Origin of the sequence: Microcoleus sp. PH2017_28_MFU_U_A (genome assembly GCF_020738035.1) — a bacterium.
Classification (GTDB): Bacteria; Cyanobacteriota; Cyanobacteriia; order Cyanobacteriales; family Microcoleaceae; genus Microcoleus.
The window spans coordinates 62576-87676 of record NZ_JAEQCX010000058.1 but is presented as its reverse complement, the minus strand read 5'-3'; the positions used below and the strand labels follow the sequence as shown (position 1 = coordinate 87676).

The 25101-nt window shown below is 45.5% G+C and carries 29 protein-coding genes; 15 read left to right on the top strand and 14 right to left on the bottom strand.

Going from position 1 to position 25101, the window contains the following annotated elements; all coding sequences use genetic code 11:
• Window positions 1-206 precede the first annotated feature (206 nt).
• The 7 genes from JGK14_RS14905 to JGK14_RS14875 all read left to right on the top strand — a co-directional run bounded on the left by JGK14_RS14905 (window position 207) and on the right by JGK14_RS14875 (window position 5121).
• Window positions 207-608 (top strand): hypothetical protein, encoded by a 402-nt coding sequence (locus JGK14_RS14905; protein ID WP_325315221.1) that lies wholly within the window; start codon window positions 207-209, stop codon window positions 606-608.
• Window position 609: 1 nt separating this feature from the next.
• Window positions 610-1740 (top strand): ThiF family adenylyltransferase, encoded by a 1131-nt coding sequence (locus JGK14_RS14900; RefSeq protein ID WP_293189599.1) that lies wholly within the window; start codon window positions 610-612, stop codon window positions 1738-1740.
• Window positions 1741-2118: 378 nt separating this feature from the next.
• Window positions 2119-2382, top strand: a complete 264-nt coding sequence (locus JGK14_RS14895; protein ID WP_293202736.1) for a hypothetical protein — start codon at window positions 2119-2121, stop codon at window positions 2380-2382.
• Window positions 2383-2493: 111 nt separating this feature from the next.
• Window positions 2494-2652 (top strand): hypothetical protein, encoded by a 159-nt coding sequence (locus JGK14_RS14890; protein WP_293189600.1) that lies wholly within the window; start codon window positions 2494-2496, stop codon window positions 2650-2652.
• Window positions 2646-2849: a hypothetical protein gene (locus JGK14_RS14885; protein ID WP_293189601.1), complete on the top strand. Its 204-nt coding sequence runs from the start codon at window positions 2646-2648 to the stop codon at window positions 2847-2849. The genes JGK14_RS14890 and JGK14_RS14885 overlap by 7 nt, the downstream gene beginning before the upstream one ends.
• 118 nt (window positions 2850-2967) lie before the next feature.
• Entirely contained in the window at window positions 2968-3138 is a 171-nt protein-coding gene (locus JGK14_RS14880; RefSeq protein WP_293189602.1) for a hypothetical protein, read from the top strand.
• Between the two features lie 282 nt (window positions 3139-3420).
• Window positions 3421-5121 (top strand): ABC-F family ATP-binding cassette domain-containing protein, encoded by a 1701-nt coding sequence (locus JGK14_RS14875; RefSeq protein WP_293175938.1) that lies wholly within the window; start codon window positions 3421-3423, stop codon window positions 5119-5121.
• Window positions 5122-5394: 273 nt separating this feature from the next.
• On the opposite strand, the gene JGK14_RS14870 is transcribed toward JGK14_RS14875, so the two are convergent.
• From JGK14_RS14870 to JGK14_RS14855, 4 genes are all read right to left on the bottom strand, one after another.
• Window positions 5395-5823, bottom strand: a complete 429-nt coding sequence (locus JGK14_RS14870; protein WP_293175936.1) for a hypothetical protein — start codon at window positions 5821-5823, stop codon at window positions 5395-5397.
• Window positions 5824-5858: 35 nt separating this feature from the next.
• Window positions 5859-6809 carry a fructosamine kinase family protein gene (locus JGK14_RS14865; RefSeq protein WP_325315220.1) on the bottom strand — a complete coding sequence of 317 codons (951 nt, stop codon included), beginning with the start codon at window positions 6807-6809 and terminating at the stop codon, window positions 5859-5861.
• Window positions 6810-7100: 291 nt separating this feature from the next.
• Entirely contained in the window at window positions 7101-9428 is a 2328-nt protein-coding gene (locus JGK14_RS14860) for a S8 family serine peptidase (RefSeq protein ID WP_325315219.1), read from the bottom strand.
• 159 nt (window positions 9429-9587) lie between these two features.
• Window positions 9588-9986: a helix-turn-helix domain-containing protein gene (locus JGK14_RS14855; protein WP_293217468.1), complete on the bottom strand. Its 399-nt coding sequence runs from the start codon at window positions 9984-9986 to the stop codon at window positions 9588-9590.
• A gap of 299 nt (window positions 9987-10285) precedes the next feature.
• On the opposite strand from JGK14_RS14855, the gene JGK14_RS14850 reads away from it, so the two are divergent.
• The 3 genes from JGK14_RS14850 (at window position 10286) to grxD (ending at window position 11868) form a co-directional block, all read left to right on the top strand.
• The gene (locus tag JGK14_RS14850) at window positions 10286-10909 is read left to right on the top strand and encodes a hypothetical protein (RefSeq protein ID WP_293175928.1); all 624 of its coding nucleotides are present in this window, start codon (window positions 10286-10288) and stop codon (window positions 10907-10909) included.
• Between the two features lie 42 nt (window positions 10910-10951).
• A complete protein-coding gene (locus JGK14_RS14845; RefSeq protein ID WP_293175926.1) occupies window positions 10952-11209 on the top strand; it encodes a BolA family protein in 258 nt (85 codons plus the stop codon).
• Window positions 11210-11547: 338 nt separating this feature from the next.
• On the top strand, window positions 11548-11868 hold the full coding sequence (gene grxD / locus JGK14_RS14840; RefSeq protein ID WP_293175924.1) for a Grx4 family monothiol glutaredoxin: 321 nt from the start codon (window positions 11548-11550) through the stop codon (window positions 11866-11868).
• A gap of 381 nt (window positions 11869-12249) precedes the next feature.
• Here the strand turns inward: grxD and JGK14_RS14835 are convergent, their stop codons facing one another.
• Window positions 12250-12504: a DUF6761 family protein gene (locus JGK14_RS14835; RefSeq protein WP_293175922.1), complete on the bottom strand. Its 255-nt coding sequence runs from the start codon at window positions 12502-12504 to the stop codon at window positions 12250-12252.
• Between the two features lie 144 nt (window positions 12505-12648).
• Window positions 12649-12789 (bottom strand): hypothetical protein, encoded by a 141-nt coding sequence (locus JGK14_RS14830; protein ID WP_293175920.1) that lies wholly within the window; start codon window positions 12787-12789, stop codon window positions 12649-12651.
• 311 nt (window positions 12790-13100) lie between these two features.
• Between JGK14_RS14830 and JGK14_RS14825 the strand changes: the two genes are divergently transcribed.
• Window positions 13101-13850, top strand: a complete 750-nt coding sequence (locus JGK14_RS14825; protein ID WP_293175918.1) for a response regulator transcription factor — start codon at window positions 13101-13103, stop codon at window positions 13848-13850.
• A gap of 8 nt (window positions 13851-13858) precedes the next feature.
• Here JGK14_RS14825 and JGK14_RS14820 read toward each other — a convergent pair whose 3' ends face one another.
• The 6 genes from JGK14_RS14820 to JGK14_RS14795 form a co-directional block, all read right to left on the bottom strand.
• Window positions 13859-14209 (bottom strand): 4a-hydroxytetrahydrobiopterin dehydratase, encoded by a 351-nt coding sequence (locus JGK14_RS14820; RefSeq protein ID WP_293175916.1) that lies wholly within the window; start codon window positions 14207-14209, stop codon window positions 13859-13861.
• A 47-nt stretch (window positions 14210-14256) separates the two neighbouring features.
• A complete protein-coding gene (locus tag JGK14_RS14815) occupies window positions 14257-14619 on the bottom strand; it encodes a DUF5615 family PIN-like protein (RefSeq protein WP_293175914.1) in 363 nt (120 codons plus the stop codon).
• On the bottom strand, window positions 14620-14994 hold the full coding sequence (locus tag JGK14_RS14810) for a DUF433 domain-containing protein (RefSeq protein ID WP_293312643.1): 375 nt from the start codon (window positions 14992-14994) through the stop codon (window positions 14620-14622).
• Window positions 14995-15143: 149 nt separating this feature from the next.
• Window positions 15144-16028 (bottom strand): Uma2 family endonuclease, encoded by an 885-nt coding sequence (locus tag JGK14_RS14805; protein ID WP_325315218.1) that lies wholly within the window; start codon window positions 16026-16028, stop codon window positions 15144-15146.
• Window positions 16029-16257: 229 nt separating this feature from the next.
• The gene (locus JGK14_RS14800; protein WP_293175907.1) at window positions 16258-16578 is read right to left on the bottom strand and encodes a nucleotidyltransferase domain-containing protein; all 321 of its coding nucleotides are present in this window, start codon (window positions 16576-16578) and stop codon (window positions 16258-16260) included.
• Window positions 16579-16813: 235 nt separating this feature from the next.
• Window positions 16814-18181 (bottom strand): aldehyde dehydrogenase, encoded by a 1368-nt coding sequence (locus tag JGK14_RS14795; protein ID WP_293175905.1) that lies wholly within the window; start codon window positions 18179-18181, stop codon window positions 16814-16816.
• Between the two features lie 93 nt (window positions 18182-18274).
• On the opposite strand from JGK14_RS14795, the gene JGK14_RS14790 reads away from it, so the two are divergent.
• Window positions 18275-19144 (top strand): glycine betaine ABC transporter substrate-binding protein, encoded by an 870-nt coding sequence (locus JGK14_RS14790; protein ID WP_325315217.1) that lies wholly within the window; start codon window positions 18275-18277, stop codon window positions 19142-19144.
• Between the two features lie 430 nt (window positions 19145-19574).
• Here JGK14_RS14790 and JGK14_RS14785 read toward each other — a convergent pair whose 3' ends face one another.
• A complete protein-coding gene (locus tag JGK14_RS14785) occupies window positions 19575-21848 on the bottom strand; it encodes a RelA/SpoT family protein (RefSeq protein WP_293217459.1) in 2274 nt (757 codons plus the stop codon).
• A gap of 345 nt (window positions 21849-22193) precedes the next feature.
• Complete coding sequence (locus JGK14_RS14780; protein ID WP_293238859.1) at window positions 22194-22379, bottom strand: hypothetical protein; 186 nt, start codon at window positions 22377-22379, stop codon at window positions 22194-22196.
• 41 nt (window positions 22380-22420) lie between these two features.
• Here JGK14_RS14780 and patD point away from each other — a divergent pair, with 41 nt between their 5' ends.
• The 3 genes from patD to JGK14_RS14765 all read left to right on the top strand — a co-directional run bounded on the left by patD (window position 22421) and on the right by JGK14_RS14765 (window position 25001).
• The gene (patD, locus tag JGK14_RS14775; protein WP_293175897.1) at window positions 22421-22819 is read left to right on the top strand and encodes a heterocyst frequency control protein PatD; all 399 of its coding nucleotides are present in this window, start codon (window positions 22421-22423) and stop codon (window positions 22817-22819) included.
• Window positions 22820-22911: 92 nt separating this feature from the next.
• Window positions 22912-24366, top strand: coding sequence for an RNA-guided endonuclease InsQ/TnpB family protein (locus JGK14_RS14770; protein ID WP_293175895.1), 1455 nt, complete (start codon window positions 22912-22914; stop codon window positions 24364-24366).
• 50 nt (window positions 24367-24416) lie between these two features.
• Window positions 24417-25001: a TFIIB-type zinc ribbon-containing protein gene (locus JGK14_RS14765; RefSeq protein WP_293175894.1), complete on the top strand. Its 585-nt coding sequence runs from the start codon at window positions 24417-24419 to the stop codon at window positions 24999-25001.
• Window positions 25002-25101: the final 100 nt, after the last annotated feature.

Below are 25101 nucleotides of genomic sequence, written 5' to 3'. Positions count from 1 at the left end.
GTCAATACTGGCAAGCGTCAGGGTTTAACTGCTTATCAATCTATTCAACAAGCTCTCTCTACTGATGGCTCCATTTTTTCCCCTAGTTGAGCAATTACCAGCACTCAATAACAGAAACAGAAATTGAAATTGTACAAGATGTCTTGAATATAACTGACAGACTACGGTCTGGTCATCATACATTCAACAAAACTTTACCTATTCTCATGGCTTCTCAAAAGTTAATAAATAGATTAAATGCTGCCAATGTTTCTGAATTTTCAGAAGGAGTTCTTTTGGGAACTATAATTAACATGGCTGGCTATACTTTTATTAGAATCAATACAGTAGGAAAACCAAAGTGGAAAAGCTTTTGGGATTTCTGGAATCCACCTACAGCAATAAGAGAAGTTAATGGAGAAGAACTAATTCCTGTGGGGTTTTATTGTTCGGGGTCTGACTTGCATAACATCGATCAAGTCAAAGGGTTGCCAAAATACGATGGTAATTATTACTTGGTAGCCAAACCCGATACCCAGAGTATCTTATTTGAGGTTGTGAATAGCCAAAACAAAAGCACTGTACCAGTACCATATTCTCAGATTATACAGACTGTTGATGGAGGTTGAGATGAATAGAACTGCTAGACAAGAAATGATTAATGGCTGGGATCAAAAGATTATCAGGGAGGCAAAAATATTAGTTGTAGGAGCTGGTACTACTGGCAATGAAATAATCAAAAATTTAGCTTTACTTGGGGTCGGCAACATCAACATAATAGATTGTGATAAGGTTGAAGAGGTAAACCTGAGTAGAAGTGTTTTGTTCCAAGGAGAAGATATTGACCAGCCCAAGGCAGAGACAGCCGCTAAACGCGCTTTAAAAATTAACCCGCACATCCAGGTTTCAGGGCGTACCTGTGATGTCGTACATGACATTGGTAACTTGGAATATAGTAACTTTAACTGTGTCATCTTGGCTGTGGATAATTTAGAAGCTCGAATGTGGGTGAATAGATACTGCTGGCTGAATCAAATCCTTTTAATAGACACAGGTATAGATAGTCTTCTAGGCAACGTGTTTGTAATGGCTCCCCCTTTAGGATCGTGTCTTGAATGTGGCTGGTACATGGCGGATTACCGTCGTTTATCAGAAAAGTATAGCTGTCTAAAAATTGGATTGGTATCTGAAGAACCAAAAATTCCAATGGTTATAACAACAGCCGCCGTAATTGCAGGTATCGCTACTCAAGAATGTGTCAGGCTACTGCATGAAAAAAAATCAGAATCTGTGTCTAGAACTGGTATATTATACTGGTACAGTTCTGAACAAAATACTATCTTGAAAAGTATTAAAATTGACAAAAAAGAGGAATGTCCCGGTCATGATCATGTATTTGAAGAATTGAAAATACTCCCTATCGATTTAGAAATAACAACCAAAGTAGAAGAGATTAAAAACAAAGTAGCGACTGCTATAGATGCTGATGTTGTAGAACTATGGCATGACAAAGAGATAGTATATTCAGCGGTTTGTAATGAGTGTAGCTGTACTCAGGAGATAGCACCTATACCGCTTGGAAAATTTAAGAGACTAAAATGTCCTTCCTGCAACAACCAGTCATTAGTTCCGAAGGACTTCACAGCCGAAATAAGAAGCGGATTTGCCCCTACCGAGCTAAACATTCCACATAATCATTTAGTGCGTGTTGTGTTCAGTAGCCAAGATTCAATAAGAGAAGCATGGTTGATTTTGAGGTAAATTTAGGTGGTAGAGCGTTGCTATACTTGTGGGAGTTCTATTCCTGAGAACGATAAATACTTCAAATGTCGTAGTTGTCATAACCATTTTCATTTAAAATGTTTGCATTGTGGAGCGCATCCTAATGCAGGGAGGTATCTTGTTGATCCAAGCCGACCATCGGCTCCGCTTAGAATTCATAGACCTGGATCTAGACCTGGATCTAGACCTGAATCGCGACCTGAATCGCAACCTAACAGGCTTTTATGGAAGTGTTTAGCAGTTGTTATATTTTTACTCTTAATAGGGAAAATTTGGGGGAGCATTAGCCGCATACCACAAAACTCCAAGCCACTGAATAACAATAGCACGACTCAATCAATTAAACGCCCATCTCCTTTGGATCAATGTGGAGATAAACCTCCAGGCGGTGTCAAAACTTGGTATCCAGTTTTTGTAAATCGTACTGATGAATCTACTTTGAAATATATCCAACAAACCTATTGTCGTGATGCTTTTCTAGTGTATAGAGAATCTGTAGGTCGTGAATCTATACAAGTAGCTTCCTTCCTCAATAAGTCAAAAGCAGATCAATATGCAAAAACTATGATCCGCGAGCCAAAAATCAAGAGCGGTGAAATTGGATCGCCGATTCAGAAATGAGTAATTAGGCGAATTTTCATGAACATAAAATTTTAGAATAGAGGCAACGATCGCACTTCTCTCCTCACTTCTTCCCCACCTTCTCTAATTGCTTGCAAAAAGGCTGTTGAAGTGCGATCGCCATTTCGTCAAGTCCCAACAAACCCAAAACTCGCCCGCCCTCAGTGCGATCGCCCGATCGAACTATCAGTCATGATTCCGCAAGTCCTCAACGTATCGGATATACTGAGATACGACCCGAATAATTTTGGAGTCACCCTATTATGCTAAAGACAGTTTGGGCGATCGTTCGCCAAGGCAAAATTGAATTGTTGGAACCAACAGAAATTCCTGAAGGTGCAAGGATTCTGGTAAAATTCCTACCTGATGATCAGTCTGAATTCTGGCTTCAGACAAGCCGAGTATCGCTAGATGCAATTTGGGATAATACCGAGGATGATATTTATGCCCAGCTACTCCCAAAATGACAACATTGAAGAAGAACTGACATTAAAAGTCCGATCGCGCCCAACAACAGTATCAATCGAAATCCCAACAGATACTTGAGAATCCCTAAACAAAGTAGCACTGCATCGAGATATGCCTTTGTCTGCTTTACTCAAGTTTTACATTGGGCAAGGTTTGCGGGAAGATTTAACAAAATTGTTTAGCGATCGCCTCCTGGAAGCAACAGCCCAAGTTTTGGCACGACATCTAGATTCAGAAGAAGAAGTTTCAACCATAATTCGAGAAATTCAATCTGAAACAGCACGGTAGCCCTGTTTCCTCAACTTCCCCAAATGCGATCGCACTCATACACTCCTCGAAACCGGGTTTTTCGAGAATCTGGGGCTTTGTGACAAGTATTTTCCTAAAAAACCCGGTTTCTCGCTACCCGCGCGCCCAGGGCTATAAAATCTAAAATCCAAAATCCGATCGCCCGCCCAAACCCAAATCTTGCCAATGACTAAATTTAATTAAAATTTGTTAAGATTAACTCGACCTCAGCGCCGGCATCCCATCCGCCGCTAAACCTCCCCTTCCCCAGTCCCCACAACAATGCTGCGACTCGAACACATCAGTAAAATTTACCCCACAGGCGTCGTACTCAAAGATGTCACCTGGGAAGTCAAACCGGGCGATCGCATCGGCTTAGTAGGCGTCAACGGTGCCGGCAAATCCACCCAACTCAAAATCATCGCCGGCGAAATGGAACCCACCTCAGGCGAAGTCATTCGCCCCGCCAGCCTCCACATCGCCTACCTCTCCCAAGAATTTGAAATCGACCCCACCCGCACCGTCAAGGAAGAATTTTGGCGCGCATTCAGCGAAGCCAACGAAGTCCACGAATCCCTAATGGAGGTGCACCGAGAGCTCGAAGCCGCCACCCCAGAAAATCTCGACAACATGATCCACAAAATGGATCGGCTACAACGGCAATTTGAAGGCTTAAACGGCTACGGTTTAGAAGCCCAAATCGAGAAAATTTTACCAGAAATCGGATTTGAGCAAGAAGATGGCGATCGATTAGTCAGCGCTTTCAGCGGCGGCTGGCAAATGCGGATGAGTTTAGGTAAAATTCTCCTCCAAAAACCCGATATCCTGCTGTTAGACGAACCTACCAACCACCTCGACTTAGAAACGATCGAATGGCTGGAAGTTTACCTCAAAGGGCTGACAACCCCAATGGTAATCGTATCCCATGACCGCGAATTTCTCGATCGGCTCTGCACCCAAATAGTCGAAACAGAACGTGGCGTTTCCAGCACCTACCTCGGCAACTACTCATCCTACCTCCTGCAAAAAGCAGAAGCGCGCGAAGCCCAACTCAGCGCCTACGAAAGCCAGCAAAAAGAACTAGAAAAACAGCAAGCATTCGTTGAAAAATTCCGCGCCAGCGCCACACGCAGTACCCAAGCCAAAAGTCGCGAGAAACAGTTAGACAAAATCGAACGCATCGAAGCCCCCACCGGCGGCTTAAAAACCTTGCATTTCCGGTTTCCCCCCGCACCCCGCAGCGGCCGCGAAGTAGCCATAATTGAAAACTTAGTACACACCTACGGCGAGAAAATCCTATTTTTGGGAGCAGACTTATTAATTGAAAGAGGCGATCGCATAGCCTTTCTCGGCCCCAACGGTGCCGGAAAATCTACATTGCTGCGCCTGATCATGGGTTTAGAAACGCCCACCGAAGGTACGGTAAAAATGGGAGGCCACAACGTCATCCCCGGTTACTTTGAACAGAATCAAGCAGAAGCCTTAGATTTGAATAAAAGCGTGATGCAAACCATTCACGACGAAGTACCCGACTGGAAAAATGAAGAAGTTCGGACTTTGTTGGGGCGGTTCTTGTTTAACGGTGAAACAGTATTCAAACACGTTGGCGCTTTAAGCGGTGGAGAAAAAGCCCGTCTGGCTTTGGCAAAAATGCTGCTGGAACCTGTGAACTTGCTAATTTTGGACGAACCGACAAATCACCTCGACATTCCCGCGAAGGAGATGATGGAAGAGGCGATTAAGAATTACGACGGCACTGTAATTATCGTTTCGCACGATCGCTATTTTATCTCTCAAGTCGCTAACAAAATAGTAGAAGTTCGAGACGGCGAGTTTCGGACTTATCTGGGAGATTACCATTACTATCTGGACAAAATAACTGAAGAGAAAGAACTAGCCAAGTTCGCCAAACTTGAAGCTGAGAAAGCTGCCAAGAAATCCGAGAAGGAAGCGAAGAAGAAAGCGGCGGCTAAACAAAAGTAAGTAACTTGACTGGTAGGGACACGGCAATGTCGTGTCCCGATATTGAATTGAGTCAATTTCAATATTAGAGCGCTTCTAAGCTGGGGCAGCATTTAAATAGGATGCTCGGAACGGGCTAGAAGCCCATTCCACAATATCTTTATTGATTTTTAATCCACAATTTAAATGTAGAACAGCTTATCATAGAAAAACTCATTAATAGTTTAACCCAAAATTCTATTAATCATTTGACTTGCCTGTAACTCGTGATGACAGCCACAGCAATTAATAATTTTAGCGAGAACCTCTGCCCCCTGATTTTTGTTTAAAGAATGGCTTCTGGGAACTAAGACACTCCTGCAAATCATCATCTAAATCTCTAGCAAAACCATAATCTGCCACATACTTAATCAACTGATTTACCGGGCCTAATAAGACAGTATCTGTATCTTGTTGCGACAGAAACGTACCGTCAAATCCGTTGATTTTGTAAAAATCTTTGCGGTTAGTATCCGCCGTAACGGAAGCCACAGTAACTCCGTTAGAAGAAAAGCCTTTGAAGCAGATTCTCTTTTCTGTTTGAGCAATCTGAATGTATCGAGAACCGCCGCCGTGATAAATTCCCACCTGTAACGGTAAAGCAGCTAAAGCATTCTCAGCCCCGATGCTGCTCAAAAACAAAACTATAAATCCCAGTTTGGTACAACAGTGCCAAAACTTCATTTGTGATTCCCTCTAATCCAATTAATATTGAAATCTTAACCCAAAATTTTATTAATTATTTGATTTGCCTGCGACTCGTAACTCCCGCCAAACAAATTAAAGTGATTCAAAATATGATATAAGTTGTAAAGCGTTTTGCGCTTTTCATAGCCTGAATCCAGCAACCAAACTTCATTATAACCTCGATAAAATGCTGGGGAAAAACCGCCGAAAAGTTCCGTCATCGCAATATCGACTTCTCTGTCGCCCCAATAAGTCGCGGGGTCAAAAATTACTGGTTCCCCCGCAGCAGTTACCGAGGCATTTCCTCCCCACAAATCCCCATGAACTAAGGAAGGTTGAGGTTTGTAACCCTCCAATAACTTGGGAATAGCTGCTAGCAAAGTTTCCCCTCGACTGAAATTTCCACCACGACGCCTAGCCAACTGTAACTGATAACCAATCCGATGTTCTGTCCAAAATTCTGCCCAATCAGCAGTCCAGTTATTAATTTGAGGAGTTGAGCCGATCGCATTATTCCTATCCCAACCAAAACATCCCCTTAGCAAGGATGAATTCGCCTTTTCTCCCCCCGTTAGCAAGGATGAATTCGCCTTTTCTCCCCCCCTTAGCAAGGGGGGGCTGGGGGGGGTGTATTTGTGCATTTGAGCCAGTTTGCGTCCCATTTGGGCCCAGGCTATCTCGCCCCCGCCACTTCGCAAATCCAGCCATTCCAATACAATATAGGCAGAATTGCCCTCAGTTCCCCAGCAAATCGGTTGAGGAAGGCGAATAGTCTGAGTTTGGGCCATTTGCTGCAAACCCAGCGCCTCAGTTTCAAACATGGCGACTTGGGAAGCTTGATTGATTTTGGCGAAATAAGTGCGGGTACTGCTGTTGATAGCATAGCCTTGGTTGATGCAGCCACCGCTGACTGAACGGCGGTTGTCTATTGAAAATGTGTCTCCGGTTGCTTGGGAGATGTGTGCTGCAATTTTGTGCCACATAGCATCAAATGGTTTTGAGGGCGATCGCCATTAGTGTATCTGACTGGCGACACTTTACTGCGATTAATCGATCGCAGATCGGACACAATAGAATTATTCGACCGTCTTTTTTGTGGATATATCTTAATATCATGTGGGGTCAATTACCATAACAAAAAACTGTTCGTAGTGCGGACTTCAGTCCGCAATATGCTGCGGACTGAAGTCCGCACTACGAACGGCGATATTACTCGCGAACCGCCTGAAGATGACCAGAATAATTCGGTATGCCCAACAGCGGTTCGGGAGTGGCTAGACAATGTAAGGAGAGTCGATCGCCTTGGCGCGATTAATTGCTACCAATGTCTGGTAAATCAAAGCCGAAATCTCAGCCCGGGTGATGTCTCGCTGCCCAGAAAGCCGATCGCGCGCCGGATAGTTTACTACAATCTTCAAAGCTGTTGCTGTGGCTGCGGCGCTTAAAGCAAAATTAGGAATTTGATTGCGATCGGTGTAAACTTTCAAAATATCGGGATTGCCACCCTTAAGTTGTAAACCATTAACCAAAGATACGATCGCCTCTGTCTTCGTCAAATTCTGATTCGGGCCAAACTTCAACCCCGGAAACCCCGACAAAAACCCCGCCCGATTCGCCCGATCGATCGCACTTCTCGCCCAAAAACTCGCCGAAACATCAATAAAATTGGTAGCCGCCGCCTTCGGAATCGGACTAAATGCACTCACCAAAAGCGCCGCATATTGAGCGCGATTTAAACTGTTGTCAGGCCCGAAAGAACCATCAGGAAAACCGCTAATTATATTCGCCGCAGCCAAAGCTTCAATAAACTTTTCTGCCCAATGTCCAGAAATATCGCTGAACCTGGAACCGCCGATATTTGGATTGCCGCCAGCCTTTCTCACCGCAGCTTGCACAGCTTTTAAAGCATTCACTTTCCCGTAACCAAACCAATCGCTGCGGCGAGTATTAGCATCGTAATTTCCCAGGCGATTCCCCAACTGCGGATCGGCATCAACATCGACAATTTTGTCAGCAGTTTGTTCGATAATTCCCCGCACTTCCCGCGCCGTCAAACGGGGGTTTGCCGAAAGCACTAAACCTGCAACTCCAGCGACTACTGGAGTGGCGCTAGAAGTGCCGCCAAAGCTATCGGTGTAGTCCCCCGAGTCGTAGCCGGCAACCCCGACGCGATCGGCAGTAAACACCCCCAAACCTGGCAAATACTCCGACACCTCCGGCGCAGTCGCAATAAATCCGGTTTCTGGTAGCCAGGTTCCAGGCGGTGCGTTGTTGCTGGGCGCGCAAACCGAGATGCTGGTGCCCCAATTGCTGTAGGCTGCTTTTTTGTTGAGGGAAGTGGAAGCAGACACCGCAATTACATCGGGGTGTACGGCAAATCCTGCTAGCCAATTAGTTTTGCCGCCCACAACGTTATTTGGCCAGCCTTTCTCGTCCACAGTCCCGTTAACGGGGCGGTTGGCATTCCCCGCAGCAAACAGAATCACGCAGCCTCTGCCGCCCCGCCCTTGGGTTGCTGCTTTGGTGATAGCGGCGCTTTGGCGTAGGGAAAGCGGATAGTAAACTGCCCCAGGCCCCCAACTGCAAGAGATGACGGCGGCGCCTTTGTCGATCGCCCAATTGAAGATTTTTTCGATCGACTCGTCATCGAGAAAACCCGTGGTACGGATGGGCATCACGGCGCATCCGGGGGCGACGCCGACAGTACCTTTACCGTTTTCTTCCGCAGCGGCGACACCGGCGCAACTTGTCCCGTGGTTGTCCGATTCAGCAACCGGCATCGGGGAAGTGTCGCCGTCTTTGAAATCGATGGGCGAGACGATTTTGCCTTGGCCTTGAAAATCGGGGTGCGTCAGATCGACTGAATCATCGGCGATCGCAATTACGATCGATCGCACGCCGCGAGTCATATCCCAAGCTGGTTCTGCATAAATTTGAGCGCCGCTGACAACTCCGTCACCGCCTTTGTTATTGAGATACCACTGTTTGGGATAAAGCGGATCGCGGGGTGTATAATGTTGCTGAGTTTCTAGGATAATATTGGGTTCCGCCACCAAAACTTCTGGATATCTTGTCAAGCGGTTGGCAATTTTAATCGGGTTTTCGGTTGCTTGTTTGGTGACTTCGCAGACGAAGGTATTGGGAATGCCTTCGACTGGCCGGATTATTGTTAAATTTGCTGCATTGGCGATCGCACTTCGCGATTCTTCGTTTACTTGTTCGCCAAATTGAATAGTAATTCGATCGGTTAAATAAAAGAATGTGCTCGGATTGTTTGCGGGACAATAGACATGGCTAGCAAAAACTACAGCATCGCTGGCGCGGGCGGCTTGCATTGCTGCATCTAGGTTTTCCGGCGCCACTAGATATTCTTCCAGATTACTTTGGCCGACGCGACGGTTAAGTTTTGCCTGATTTGTTGCAGCCCAATTATTTGATGTCGATGCTGTCGCTGACGGACGGACTGTAAAGCGGTTTGGAACTTTTGACAGCAACAATTCATCGCCGCCGCGCTGCAAAATCACTGCCAGACTTGCTTCGGGAACTCCGATACCTTGATAATTTTGTAAGGTATTTGCGGAAAGTGCGATCGGTTGTGTCATTAGAAATGCCCCTGTTCAGTTTTGATCCAGTATTTACTATATCTCTGAAAAACAGGCAAGATGCCTGTTCCACAAAGACTGAATCTTCTGGTGGGGAGTAGGGGTTGGGCTTCTAGCCCGCCCAAAAAAGGCCTATCGACAAATATCGAACAACTCCCATCAAATAAACACGCTAGGATTAACGTTAAAGAATTCTCCCAGCGCCTTAGCTTGCGCCTTGCTAATCGCCCGTTTTCCATTAACCACCTCAGAGACTACTCCTTTGGAACCAATCACACCCACTAAATCGGCTTGTTTGAGTTCGCGAACCTCGATGAGATGCAAGAGAACATCCTGGGGAGTCGCTTCTGGAATTGGGTAATATTTTGATTCGTATTCTTCGATCAAGATTCCCCAGAGACTCAGTAAAGTTTCTTCTTCTAGTGTTAATTCTTCCTTAGACATCAGAAAATCGACTTCTGCGAGGGCAAGATCGTTATCTTCTTCGTTCAGGATGGGCTTAGGCTGAGATTTCGCCAGCAGTTGACCGTAGACTGTTTTCTCGATTGTGATATTCATGGTTCATTTTATTGTTAAATTAGATCGAAACTTACGCATCAAAACCAAAGAAACCGGGTTTTTCACCAATTTTAAAGCCTCAAATGCAGTATTTAGGTAAAAAAACCCGGTTTCTGCCTCCGGGACTAAATCGCCGGGATATGTCCCATCCCCCACGATTTCCTTTGTTTAATCCAAAATCGATCGCACCCTTTGACATTTGAACAAATTTGGTTTACACTTAGCCGGTTGCGATCGCCAATGGTAAGATCGGCTCAAGCTAAATATCTTTTTAAAGCGCCGAGGCGCAAAGTAATTTCATGGTATACTCTGCAACTGTTTGCTGGCTTCGCTTCACCGCCCGGATGACGATCGGGGCGATCGCAGTTTTGACCCTGTTGCAACCGCTCCAAGCCCAAGCACAACAACCTTCTCGGCCAGATAACCAACCGCAAGTCGAACCCGCCGACGACCCCACAGACCCCAACAACCTCCGCCCTGTCACCCCAGACAGCAGCGTACTGAGCATTGCCGGAGGTCAGCGTTTGATGACAGAAGCCAGTGGTGCTATTTCCAGTCAAAATTACACGCTGGCGGCTCAAAAACTTCAAGAATCCCGCCAAATTTTCAATCAACTCTCCAACTTCTACCAGCAACTGGGCAGCAGTTTTGCCGGAATTGACATCCGCTTGGCCGACAGCAACCGCACCAAAGCTGTGGAAACAGCCCAAATGCGCGACGAAGCTACCTACCGGCTGGCGTTGGTACACCGCGCACAAAATAAGCCGGAACTGGCTGTTCCCCTACTGATTCAGATTATTCGATCGCAACAGCCAACTCGCGACTTGGGTAAAAAAGCTTACCAGCAGTTACTGGAATTGGGCTTTGTGGATGCCCCCTATCCCCGGCCTGCGGCAACTCAACCGCGATCGTCTAACAAATAGTTCCACTAAAATACTCAATACAGCCCTTTATCACAAATACCAATGGTTACACCGTCTCAAGTAGCAGAAATGATTCAGACTGGATTACCAGACGCTAAGCTAAAAGTTGAGGATTTGAGAGGCGGCGATCACTACCAGGTGAGAGTAGTCTCTGCTGCCTTTGAAGGGAAAACCCGAGTACAGCAACACCAACTGGTTTACGGAGCTCTCAAACAGGCAATGGCTAGTGAAGCTATCCACGCTTTGGCGTTGGAAACCTTAACTCCGGCAGAATGGGCAGCCAAAAGTGAAGTTGCTTAGTTTTTTAGTCGCAATTATCGCAAGTTTGTGCTTGTGTCAATAGTCGCTTGAGAAACAGTTGCTAACCAAAGAAATCGGCTTTTGCACCGGAATCTATGGCTTTCAACAGTTGACAGTTGACAGTTGACAGTTGACAGTTGACAGTTTGATAGCGACCTCTACCCTTAAGTCCGAGGATTGGAGTAATCAATAGTCTGATTTTAATTTCTCCCTCAAAGACTTGGGGCTTTCAACCAATTCTTTCTGGTAACGAGAAATTTTCGTTAAAAACCCGGTTTCTGCCTCATCAGAAACTACTGTCAACGTTTAAAAATTTTCAAACAATATTAGGAGATACCATGAGTACAGCACATGAAAGAATTGACGAATTGGTTAAGCAAAACAAAATCATGGTGTTCATGAAGGGCAATAAGTTAATGCCACAGTGCGGTTTCTCTAATACTGTGGTGCAAATTCTCAATACGATGGGAGTGCCTTACGAAACAGTTGATGTTTTGGCAGACCAAGAAATTCGTCAAGGCGTTAAAGAGTATTCCAACTGGCCGACAATTCCCCAAGTTTATATCAATGGCGAGTTTCTTGGCGGCTCGGATATTCTGATCGAGATGTATCAAAAGGGCGAATTGCAAGAAGTTGTAGAAGTCGCTTTGGCTTCTTAAACAATTGACAGTTGACAGTTGACAGTTGACAGTTGACAGTTGACAGTAAAGTGTGAAGCGTGAGGTTTTTTTATGGGGATTTAAACTCCACTCCCCCACGCCACATTCCTGAAGTGGGGAAGTTAAACCCGCTAGCGGACAATTGTCAATTGCCCACTGTTTAAAATCAGACAGAACAAACATAGCCCCGACTTCTTCAAGAAGCCGGGGATCTAATAGCAACCGGGTTTTACGTTGAATTAGGTTCATTTATAGCAGAAGCAAGAAGGAAGAAGGAAAAAGCAGGAAATCACAAATAACCAATTCCCGATTCCCGATTCCCTCTTTTGCCGATGCCCGATGCCCAAATAATCAGCGGGTTTATTAAACCAAATTTGGTGTTTAATAATAGTCTGATTCAGCTTGCGTTTGTGTCTGTGGCATTTCAAAATTGGAAGTATCGTGAATGTAACGCGCTGCTTCTTCCTCTAATCTGTGAATCAGATAGGGTTCCAGGCTGTTACAATGTCGCAGGGCTGCGAGGTAGCCATCTAAGTAAAGCCGCAGGTCATCGAAACGATAACCTCTATTCCACATTTCGACGAGAGCGTCGGTGAGTTTTTGGTAGTGCCGGATTGTTTGGGTATCTTGTAGCATGGTCTGAGTTTGAAATCCTTTGTGGTGTATAATGACGGCGGGATTTAGGAACTGCCCGGATTCATACTGAGCAAGCTCAGAAGAGAGGCGATTGCTAAATAAAAGCTTTTACCCTGCTCAACAGGCTACCCTCCATAAAAAATTTCACTTGCTGCTATGCAGTGGCTCGACTCTTTGGCGCGCACCTAAATAATTCACCGTGCGTTTAATAGAATCGGGATGTTGCTGAATTTGGCGATCGAACTGAGTGAGTGTTCCGGCTACCGAGCGAACGGTTGCACGCATTTTAGTTTCAGTTACGCGATTTGTCAACTTCCTGGGAGTGGATACCCTGTCGGGGGGTTCGGTCAAAGCAGGTGGCTAGGTCATAGGCTCGATCGGCTGTAAGCTATATTATTTTCATTGTAAGCTCACCGCCAGAATGATTTAACCTTTCTCAGGTCTGACGATCGCAATTTGACCAAATCTTTAAAATTGATACTAGAAGTTTGTTCGTCGCTTTAAACGCAGCTTATGCTTGAGTAGCCATGGTTACAAAACCTTGACAAAAGCTCTGTTAACCTGGTACCCATTAGTGATAAGGGAAGCTCGCCGTTGTGGGATCTGCAAGTATTTCAATTGTTGAAGGAAATCCGCACCTGCGATCGCTCTTGGGCTGGCATTTACAGCAAGTCGGTCACTGGGTGCACCAATCAGCGGATATCAGTCATGCTAGGGAAATATTTTTCAGCCGCCAGCCAACCCTAGTGATTCTTGATGCCCAATTGCCTGATGGGGACGGTTTGGAATTTTGCCGCTGGCTTCAACAGCAGCAGCAATCGCTGATTTTGATGCTATCAGCGCGAAATTCAGAAGCGGATATTGTGGAGGGTTTGAAGTCGGGCGCCGACGATTACCTGACTAAACCGTTTGGGATGCAAGAATTTATGGCTAGGGTGGAAGCCCTGATGCGCCGCAACCGCACAATGGTACCGCCCGCGATGCTGGAGTGCGGGCGGCTAAAAATTGACTTGGTACAGCGCCGAGTCAGGCTGCATGAGGAACACATCGAGCTTACTCCCCAGGAATTCAGCCTGCTGTACGTGCTGGCTCAAGCTGGAGGAGTGCCTTTGTCGCGCTCCGATTTGCTGCGTCGGGCGTGGCCGGATGCGATTGACAACCCGCGCACGATCGACACTCACGTACTCTCTCTGCGGAAAAAAATCGAAATCGACCCGCGACAGCCGAGTCTAATTCAAACTGTGCGGAATGTCGGCTACCGCCTGAATCTGGAATTGTTGAATACGAATCAACAACATTCACCCGTATTCGGCGCTCCGACATCTGAAACTATCATTAGCCGATAGATCTGATTTTAGGTTGAGAATTGATGTGCGATCGCATCTGTTCTCGCGGCCATAATAAAATCATTCCGGTGTAGTCCAGAAATCGAGTGAGTCCACCAAGTAACGGTAACTTTTCCCCACTCGGTTAACAGTGCGGGGTGATGCCCTTCTGTTTCTGCTGCTTCGCCTACACTGTTAGTAAAGGCGATCGCACTTTTGAAATCCGGGAACTTGTAAGTGCGCTCTAACTGGGGAATGCCATTTTTTTCAATCAAATTCCAGTCGGGAATTTGAGGTTTGAGTTGGACAATTTCGTAAGCTGTGACGCGGGGAGAGTTTGGGAGGCAGGCGGCACATTTTTCTTGCAATAGGGTGGGCATAAATTGCTTTTTAGTTCGATGATAGTTTTCTGGGTATTCTATTAGGATTAAGCTAAAGGTACATAACTAATGCGATCTAGATATTCATCATCATCAGCCGCTTCTGCAATTAATACTAAATCAGCAATCACTTGACCAACATCTGCTTGACGGCGAAGTACCAAAATTCCTGGTAAATGATGACCTGTGCTTAAATGATCTGCCAAGTGAAATGGCATTGAGCGGCGGTTCTTAGTAATGAGTAAAAAACCATTTTTTTCACACCAAACTATAATTTCTGGATCTAGTGTACCTCTAGGTGGCACACCTGAATCGCCAACCGTGTGGATAATTAAATTTGGTAGATGACGCAATAGCTGTTCGCGATACAAGGACGGCATATTTTCATCTATAAGGTACTGAATTGCCATTTATTGTGCTGCTGCCCGATTCGCATCGCCTTCTGCTTTTAACTTCCGAAGCCGTAAGACAACAGGCGGAGGATTTTTATCGTGTTCTGCCTGTGCTTTTAGAGTGTACTCTAACCAATCTTCTACATACTTTTCTACAATTTCTGGATTTTGTAGATAGTAAAAAATTGTAGCGTAAATTTGCTCTAAAGTTACTGTGGGAAACAGCTCTGCTATGACTTCTGGTGATTTCTTACCATAAATGTATTCATCGAGAATATCCTCGATCCCAATGCGGGTCTCTTTAATGCGAATATCATCAGCCGCCCAAAAATCAAAATAGTCTTTTAATTGCTTTGGTTGCTTGACTACAGTTACTTCTACAGTTTTACTCATTGTCTCTGGCTCGCTATCGAACACTTACCAACTTTAATTATAGCACGATCGTTGTGCGTCAGCCTGATGTAAATAAATGTTCGATCGCCCGTTTTTTCGGATAATTCATCAAAGAGCGATCGCACTCTCTTTTTCCGCCCAATTCAGTATTAACCGTTCAAAAATCGATCGGGATCGATGCCAGATTCCCGCAGCCTTTCGATCAAAGATTGTAAGCGAGTTTCGGCAATCTCTGCACGCTCCTGTGCCTCATCTGCCCGCTCTTGTGCCTCATCGGCACGCTCTTGTGCCTGCTCGGCTCGCTCCTCGGGAGTCGGAATCCAATTGCCTTCACTATCGTACCAGCGCAACCACAGTCGATCGACTCCCAGATAATCCCCGTGCCACAAACCCAAGCCTAAATCAATCTCAGGCATCCACAGGCGCGAGTCAGACAGTTCTAATTCTTCATAGCGAGCGCCATCCAATTTAAAAGCCCTCAATCGATTAGTGTAGCGGCTGAAAACAACATAATAAGGAATTCGCAAAACCTGCTCATAAACTTCCCATTTTCTGAGCGGCTTTTCCGAACTCGGTTCGTGGTTAATGTTACCATTACCTGCTATTTGTTCAGGTGCAGACGGTATATTTTGCCCCTCGTTTTCTCCCAAATCTTCTTTTTCTGTTCCCGGCGAGAGCAATTCTACAATCACAAAAGGATTCACACCCTCTTGCCAAATGACATAACTCAGCCGCATATCAACTTCATCATACAATCGGGAAACTCCGACAACTCCAAACCAATCCGGGCGCTTGTACCAAAGCGGGTGACGCACGTCATAATAAAGATTCATGTCGCTCCCGGTAAATATTTGGGAAGCCGAATAGGTGGAAGGGCGGAAAGTGTAGCTCAGCAACTGCGGTTGCAAGCCGTGAAATTCATCAGGCAAACCAGGTTCCTCCGGATTTTCGCTGGGTAGATCGTACATCGTGGGAAGCGTTTCTCTGGGCGATCGGGGCGGCTCTGTTTGAGGCACGGGATATTTAGGAAACATAAGAATTTAGGGGAATAACTGACTTTATTTTAACTCAAGCAATATTAAGCAGGTGGCTGATTTCCCAGCATCTAATTTCGTTAAATTCAAAAGGTTTGTAGTGAGGACTTTAGTCCGCATCAAATTCTGCGGACTAAAGTCCGCACTACAAACCTATTCGATCCAGCTAACAACTTAGCTGCTCGTAAGCTTTCAACGGCTTTGGTTAAAAAAGCAATTTGTTCTGGTATCAAATCAATACTCCTTCTCTGCGAACATTTAGAAAGAAAGGACTTCTCTCTTGCTGAAAACGTGCTGCGGAGGCGAAAGCCCGGGAAATTACTACAGTACGATCTAAGCACAAAGCAGCAACAAATTCACTCGTGCGAGCGATTTCTTTGCCAGCACTCACAGGTTCGTCCAATACAACCAAAATATCAATATCAGAATCTGGTTTCGCATCTCCTCTGGCTTGGGAACCGTAGAGAATTAACTGCACAAGTCTGTCGCCGTACAAATCATTAAAGTAGTGGCGCAGTTCAGCTAATATTTCTGGTAAATTCTCGTTCATATTGTTGGTTTATCAAGTTATAGCGGATCTAGCTCTCATATGAGGTACGTTGTTGGGCTTCAGCCCTCTTAGTGGAACTGGTTATATAAGCTATCAGTCATACCTCATCTTTTTGAGAAAGGCTATATATTGTCAGATTATGGATAATCTGGGCGGAATAACACCGCGATCTTATTTGTATTGTAGATGTTGGTGAAATCACGCCCCGATGATATTGAAACAAGTAGTCGTTCGCTCAACCGATAATTTTCTTAATCAAATCCAACTTGCCTAGATAGGGAGCGTAGCGCCATTTAAAGTCAAGTAAAAATGACTTTTGCAGCACGCTTTTTTGATGTGAAAAAGTATCAAAACTGGCTTTCCCATGATAGCTACCAATACCGCTGTCGCCAACTCCGCCAAAAGGTAAAGTTGTAACTCCGACTTGCATCACCGTGTCGTTGATGCAAACTCCGCCGGAAGAAGTTTCGCGCAAAACTCGTTCTTGTTTCTCCTTATCCTTTGAGAACAAATACAAAGCTAGCGGTTTGGGGTGGGCGTTGATTTGGGCGATCGCCTCTGAGAACTCTTCATACTCCAAAACGGGCAAAATCGGGCCAAAAATCTCATCCTGCATCACCGGCGAATCCCAGGAAACCTTGTCAATTACCGTCGGCGCAATATATTTGTCTTCGACGTTAGTTTGACCGCCCGCGACAATTTCACCATCTTTGATAAACTCTGCCAAACGTCCTAAATGATGCTGATTGATAATTCGGGAATAGTCGGGACTTTTCTGCGGATCTTCGCCGTAAAATTCGTGAATTGATGTTTTAATTGCTTGCATCAAAGCGGGTTTAACTTTTTTGTCAACTAACAGGTAATCTGGAGCAATACAAGTTTGACCGGCATTGATAAATTTGCCCCACGCAATGCGTCTTGCAGTATATTCAACTTGAATGTCTGAGTCTACAATGCAAGGACTTTTGCCACCCAATTCTAATGTGACAGGTGTGAGGTGTTTGGCGGCGGCTTCCATGACTACTTTACCGATTTTTGTGCCTCCGGTAAAGAAGATGTGGTCGAATTTTTCGGCTAATAATTGTTGGCTGATTTCAACTCCTCCTTCGATGGCTGCGATGTAGGCGGGATCGAAGGCTGTGAGAATCATATCCGCGACAACTTTCGACGTGTGCGAGGCGATTTCTGAGGGTTTGAGGATGGCGCAGTTGCCGGCGGCGATCGCCCCGACTAAAGGTGATATCATGAGCTGAAACGGGTAATTCCAAGGCCCGATGATTAAAACGACGCCCAAAGGTTCCGGGTAAATCCGGGCTGAGGCGGGGAATTGATCGATCGGTGTTGGCACTTTTTTGGGCTTGGCCCACGATTCAACGTTTTTGATGGCATAATTAACTTCTGCGAGCGCAGCAATTTCAAAATAAGCCTCATACTCCGGCCTGTTCAAATCAGCCTTGACAGCATCCACAATCCGTGATTGATTGGAGACGATCGCACTTTTGAGATTTTTGAGTTGTTCGATCCGAAAATCCACATCTTTAGTTTTCCCAGTAGCAAAAAATTGTCGCTGCTCCCGGATCGTATCCCTGACACTCAATAGCATATTTTCTCCTGTATCTATCTACATAAATGTTACAATAAAAAAATGAAAATATCAAAAATCAATTTTTTATCTTCCTGTTTATCATTGCTTTGCTTGTTCGCAGTTACAAGCTGCAATTCGAGTTCTCAAAAACAAGTTGTTATTTGCTCAAAAGACTTTAGCGAACAAGTCATCCTTGCAGAAATTTTAGCACAGCACATCGAAGCCAAAACAGATATTAAAGTAGAACGCGAACTCAACCTCGGAGGCTCGCTTTGCCATCAATCCCTAACAGCAGGAAAAATTGACTTGTACGTCGAATATACGGGTACAGGTTTTACCAACATTCTCAAACAAAAGCCGATTTCTGACCCCAAAAAAGTCCTCGCCTACCTCAAACAAGAATATCCCAAACAGTTTAAAGCCGAATGGACTGAACCCCTGGGATTTAATAACAGTTTTGCGATTATTTTGCGGGGAGACGATGCCAAAAAACTTAACTTGCAAAATCTCTCGCAATTGGGTAAAGCTGCACCAAAATTGCGCGCTGGTTTCGGGCCGGAATTCAAAGATAGAGAAGATGGATTTCCCGGATTGGCTAAAACTTACGGGATTAAATTTGCGGAAGAACCGAAGGAGTTGCTGTTAGGATTGCTTTATCAAGCACTGCAACAAAAAGAAGTAGATGTGATTGCTGGAGGCACAACCGATGGTTTGATTCAAAGTTTGGGTTTGGTAGTGCTCAAAGATGATAAGAACTATTTCCCGCCCTATGAAGCTGTGCCGGTTGTGCGATCGCAAATTTTGGAAAAATATCCCGAATTGCGTCCAGTGCTCGCAGAGTTGGGCGGCAAAATCTCCGAGGAAGATATGCGCCAACTCAACTATCAAGTTGATGGGAAACAGCAGGATGCCACACAATTAGCGCGGCAGTTTTTGCAGCAAAAATTGGGTGAGTCCAAGCCTGCAACTCCGGCGAAATAAAGGCACGAATTATGCAAAAAATGGTTGGATATCATGTCGAGCAAAATATCAACTATAGGTTTGTAGTGAGAACTTTAGTCCTTCTTTTTGCGGACTAAAGTCCTCACTACAAACCTACAATCGGGTGCGTCTCGAAGAAGACCGGGCGAATAGAATTCGCGTCTATACAAGCAAAACCTGCCTCCGCAGGTTGAAGAACGAACGGTTAAAATTATGTGATCTTCTTCAGAAGACCGGGCGAATAGAATTCGCGTCTATACAGACAAAACCTGCCTTCGCAGGTTGAAGAAGGAACGGTTAAAATTATGTGATCTTCTTCAGTCCGCGGAGGCGGACTTTGTTTGTGTGCCCGTAAACTCCGCGGTTTTAACCGCCGTCTTTCTTCATTTTTTCTAAACCTGGTTTCAACCGCCGTCTTTCTTAAGTTCCTTCACTCAGCTTCACTCAGCCTCCGCAAATTCAAAATATCGCTCATATTTTTAATCTGCATACAAGTCCGCTCGAACTGTTCTTTATCCTGGATATCCATGCACAAGTCAATTAATGCCGGCAATCCTGGATATGTTTTGACTTGAGCGCTGCGGACGTTCACTTTGTTGTCTTTTAAATGCGATAATACATCATTGAGAACTCCCACTCGATCGAGCGCTTCGACTTGAATGTTAACCGGATAAGTATTGGGGCGAGATTCATTGCGGTTGGTGGAATTCCAACTCACAGGAACTAATCTATCACCCGGTACACTCTCAACATTTGAACAGCCTTGTCGGTGAATCGAAATTCCTCGGATGCGAGTCACTACTCCAATAATTGATTCGCCGGGAATCGGACAGCAACAGCCGGCTAAATGATACAGCAATCCTTCTACACCTGCGATCGGCGATTTGCTCGGAGATGAACTCGGTACGGGTTTGGGTGCGGCTGATGCAGGTATTTGTACTGGCGATTCCTGGATTCCTGCGGGTGCAGCTTCTATTTTTTGCTGCACTTTGACTAAATCTCGCAGTCGGTTGACTACGAGATTTAGGGTGACTTCGCCGTAGCCCAAACCTGCGATTAAATCTTCGACGCTGTGGTAGTTGCAGCGCTGAGCTACTGATTGCATGGGTTCAGATTTCAGCAAGGATTCTAAGCCGTTTTTACCTAATTCTTTTTCCAGCAATTCCCGCCCGCGAGCGAGGTTTTCATCTCGGTGCGATCGCTTTAACCACTGGCGAATTCGGTTTTTTGCTCCGTTTGTCTTGACAAAGTTTAGCCAGTCGGAACTCGGATGGCCATTTTTTTGATTCAAGATTTCTACAATGTCGCCATTCTTTAAAACCTTGTCTAGTGTCACCATTCGCCCGTTGACTCTGGCGCCGGTGCAGCGATTGCCTATTTCTGTGTGAATGCGGTAAGCAAAATCTACGGGTGTTGACCCGCTGTTGAGAGCAATTACGTCTCCGTTAGGAGTGAAAACGTAGATATCTTCGTCGAATAAGTTGTCTTTAATGCTTTGTAAATATTCGCGATCGTCTTTGAGATCGGTTTGCCATTCTAGCAGTTGTCGCAGCCAGGTAAATTTTTCGTCGTCGCCGGTTACTGTGGTATTGGAACCGCCGGTTTCTTTGTATTTCCAGTGGGCTGCTATGCCGTATTCGGCAATGTGGTGCATTGCTACGGTGCGAATTTGGACTTCGATGGGGCGGCCGCTGGTGCCGATGACTCCGGTGTGCAACGATTGATAGCGGTTGGCTTTTGGTAAACCAATATAGTCTTTGAAGCGGCCGGGAATCGGGCGGAATGAATCGTGGACGATCGCCAATGCGCGATAACAGTCATCATTGCTTTCTACTATGATCCGCACCGCAGCAATATCGTACACTTGGTTAAAGCCTTTTTGCCTGCGCTGCATCTTCCCATAAATCCCGTACAAATGTTTGGGACGACCGCTGACTTCATAGCATTTAATGCCTAAATTGTCAAGCCTGTCTCGCAAACAATCTGTGACTTCTGCAAGTTGGGTTTCTCGATCGCCCCGCTTGACTGCCACCAAGTCCTGAATTTCGCGGTAAGCTTCCGGTTCCAGGTATTTAAAGGCTAAATCTTCCAATTCCCACTTAAAGCGCCCGATACCCAAACGGTTCGCCAGGGGAGCAAAAATCTCTCGGGTTTCTAGGGCAATGGTGCGCTGCTTTTCTTCGGACAAATGCTCCAAAGTCCTCATATTGTGCAGCCTATCTGCGAGTTTGACGACAATCACGCGAATATCTTTAGCCATTGCTAGGAACATTCGGCGGAAATTTTCGGCAAGGCGCTCTGTTTTGCTGGAAAAATTAAACTTAGAAAGCTTGGTGACTCCTTCGACTAACTGTCGCACTTCTGCCCCAAACCGCTGTTCTATTTCTTCGAGAGTAATATCTGTATCTTCCACAATGTCATGGAGGAAACCAGCAGCAATCATAGCGCTGTTTCCGCCCATATATCGGAGTATTCCAGCTACAGCTACGGGATGGCAAATATAAGGTTCTCCCGATTTGCGGTACTGTCCTTCGTGCAAGTCGCGGGCAAATTCAAAGGCCCGACAAATTAAGCCGTTGTCCGTCGTACAATTCGGATTTGGGGCTTCGTCAGGTTGCGATCGAGCATTCAGACATTCTTGCAGCCAGTCGGGAACTATGCAAGGATCGATCGCATTCGAGGGAGTCAGAGTGTTTGCGTTCATGGGGTACACCTTTAAAAATTAGAAATACAAATGGTTAAATGCCAGTTTTCGGTTGAATTGCCGAAATTATGTGTTTAGTTATACTAAACTAATTGAATGCCACAATTTGCAATTCAAAAAAATAGTCAATTTTTCTGTTAACTATACCTATCTAATTGCGAGTCGCCCCCCCTCGCAGGTAGGAAAATATAGTGACTCCACTGCCGCCACTGCGGTCGATCGATCGGGTAAAATGGGGATATTTTGGCGGTAGCAGTGGAGGTCAGTCGATTTGAGATTTGAGATTTGAGATTTGACTCGACAGATGAATCTGGAACTAGGGTCTAAAATTTGAAGATATCCACTCTAGCGAGCATTAGGACACTGTACCTGTTTTTGGTGGAGCGGGCGATCGGCATTTACAGGCAACGCTAAACTCAAAGCAGAAGCCAGAGCGATCGAGTCACGCCCCCAGTGATGAAATTTTCTCAAAAAACAGGGAATTGCTGCAAAAAGGCACGGCTTTCCTTCATCTGAGCCAACCTTAAGCAAGAATCTACTTTGATTATAAATATAAATTTGTTCACAAAATCATGATATTGTCCGAAGACCGCCGCCATTGCTACGAAGAATTACAGCAAGCACTCGAACAGCTACAAAGAACTGTTACACAGGATAAGGTCGATCGGGCAGCGCTGGCGATCGAATACAAAAAAGTGCAACAATTTTTCGGAAACCAAATTATGAGAGTCCCCAGCGCTGAGTTAGACGCCTCAGAACCCCCCCCAGAACAGTCATATTTGACGGAAATTCACAAGCAACTGCGGTTATTGGGAACAGATGTCACGTTTTTGCAAGTAGCGAAGCAGCCAGCAACAGCATCCGCAAGGCAAACTGCGACGGCGGAGCGACTTAACACGCTAATTGGCTACTGCGGCGCGGTGCTCCAAAAAAATTCTGGTGCGCCCGGGCCCGTCGAGATGCAAAATTAATAACTGTTTTCGTATAGTAAACGATTTCTTGTAAATTCCTTGAAGATAGCGGTAGACATTGATAGTATGTAATCAATAAAAAACCACCGTGTATGACGAATTCCAATACATTGGATACGGACTCAACTTCACACGCAAAGAAATTCTTGCCTTTTTGGGACAAGTCATGTCAGGAGATATCGAGACAGTTGTGGTCGTCGATCGCTTTGACCTACTCGCGCCCAGGAGTTGACAGATCCATATTATCAAGTGGATCTGTCAACAGCAAAATTGCTAACTCCTGGTTCTGTGCCGAACAGACTTATCTCCCCAACCAGAAATGGTTGAAGATATCCTATGAATCATCCAGGCTGACGATTGCGGACTCTACTCCCAGCGTCAAGACAAATCTACTATCCAAAAAGATCAGAGTCTACCCGGAAACAAAACTAGCTCAGAAATGGCGGACATGGATAGCCGCAAGCAGATGGTGTTACAATCAAGCAATTGCCATTCTCAAAAATGAAAAAATCGGTAAATATGAATTGCGTAAACGCATCATGGATTCAGCACCTGAATGGGTGTCTCAACAGCCATACAACCCGCGTCAACTAGCAGTATTTCAAGCCTGCGAAGCACACAAAGCAGCTTGTAAATCCCAAGGTACAGCCAAGTTTAGAAGTTGTCAAGAACCAACTCAAACTATTAGGTTTCAAACAGCGAACTGGAAATCAAACACATTCTATCCGCGCGAAACCAAAGGCTTGTCTTTTAAAGCGTCTGAAGCAATAGTGGAGGTAATGCAACACGAACCAACCCTTAGTATTATCAACGATCAATGGTTTATCTGCTATGCGGTTGACACTGTTGCACCGCCTCCGACTCAATCCGAATTAGCGATTGCCTTAGACCCGGGAATCAGAACATTTATGACAGGATTTGACGGTCATAATATACTGAAATTAGGCAAAAGTGATATCGGTCGCATTTATCGGTTAGCCAGACATTTAGACAAGTTAATGTCTCGGCTCGGAAAAAGCAAAGGTAGTCAGTTTAAGCGGCTGCGGTATCGATTGAGAAAAGTAGCAGCAAGGATTCGTGTTAAGATTAAGAACTTAGTTTCGGAATTGCACAATAAGGCGGCTAATTACCTAGTTAGCAAGTATAAGTTAATTTTCTTGCCAACATTTGAAACGCAGCAAATGGTAAAAAAGGGTAAGCGAAAACTTGCCACGAAGACAGCTAGAGCGATGGTGACTTTGAGTCATTATCGTTTTAAACAAACGTTGAAGCATCAAGCATCCAAGTACGGTTGTGTTGTAGTAGACGTGACAGAAGAGTACACCAGTAAGACTTGTTCAAAATGCGGTCATATCCATAGCAAGTTGGGCGGCTTAAAAACGTTTAAATGTCCCGAATGCGGACACACTCTGGACAGGGATTTAAACGGCGCTTTCAATATTCTGTTGAAAGCTTTGAGGGATACCTCCATGTCTGGTAAGCTGCAAGCTTTCCAGATTATGCCATACACAGTAGATTTGGGTGGATTCCTAGATTTACCGGGTTAAATGTATCTGAATTAACAGGGAATATAGATAAGGCAAGGAGAAATAAAGCGGTGGAATGTCCAAAATGCAAGCATCCCAACTTAGACGGTGGCACCTTAGCCGGCAGTATGTCGGTGCAGTGGTGTCCCAACTGTTACGGTATCTGGATTCCGGGCAAAGAATACGAAGCTTGGCAGAAAGAACACAGCCTCTGGTACAACAAATCCGAGAAGCCTCAGCCGACTGGCACTCTCGGCATAGAATTCACGCCGTCTCCCTACGACAGCAAAGCAGCACTGTGTCCCGAAGACGGTCACTATCTGTCGCGGGCAAAGGTTCCGTTTAGCAGAGTGCCCTTTTACATAGAGCGCTGTATGCTGTGCGGAGGAATTTGGTGCGATAACGGCGAGTGGGATATTCTCGAAAGTCTGGGATTCCACACCGAGATTGACAAGATGTTTTCTCCCAACTGGCAAGCTAAGGCCCGCGTGCAAGAACTCGCTGCTCGGGAACGTCAGGTGCTGACTGAGAAGCTGGGCCCGGATATCGCCGGATATGTGTTGGAACTAGCGGAAGTTTTAGCAGACCATCCCCATGCTGATTGTGCGGCTACTTACATATTGCGGAGAGCTGAGTTGAAACGAAAGGAAATTTAGTCAGTTGGCAGTTGGCAGTTGGCAGTTGGCAGTTGGCAGTTGGCAGTTGGCAGTTGGCAGTTGGCAGTTGGCAGTTGGCAGTTGGCAGTTGGCAGTTGGC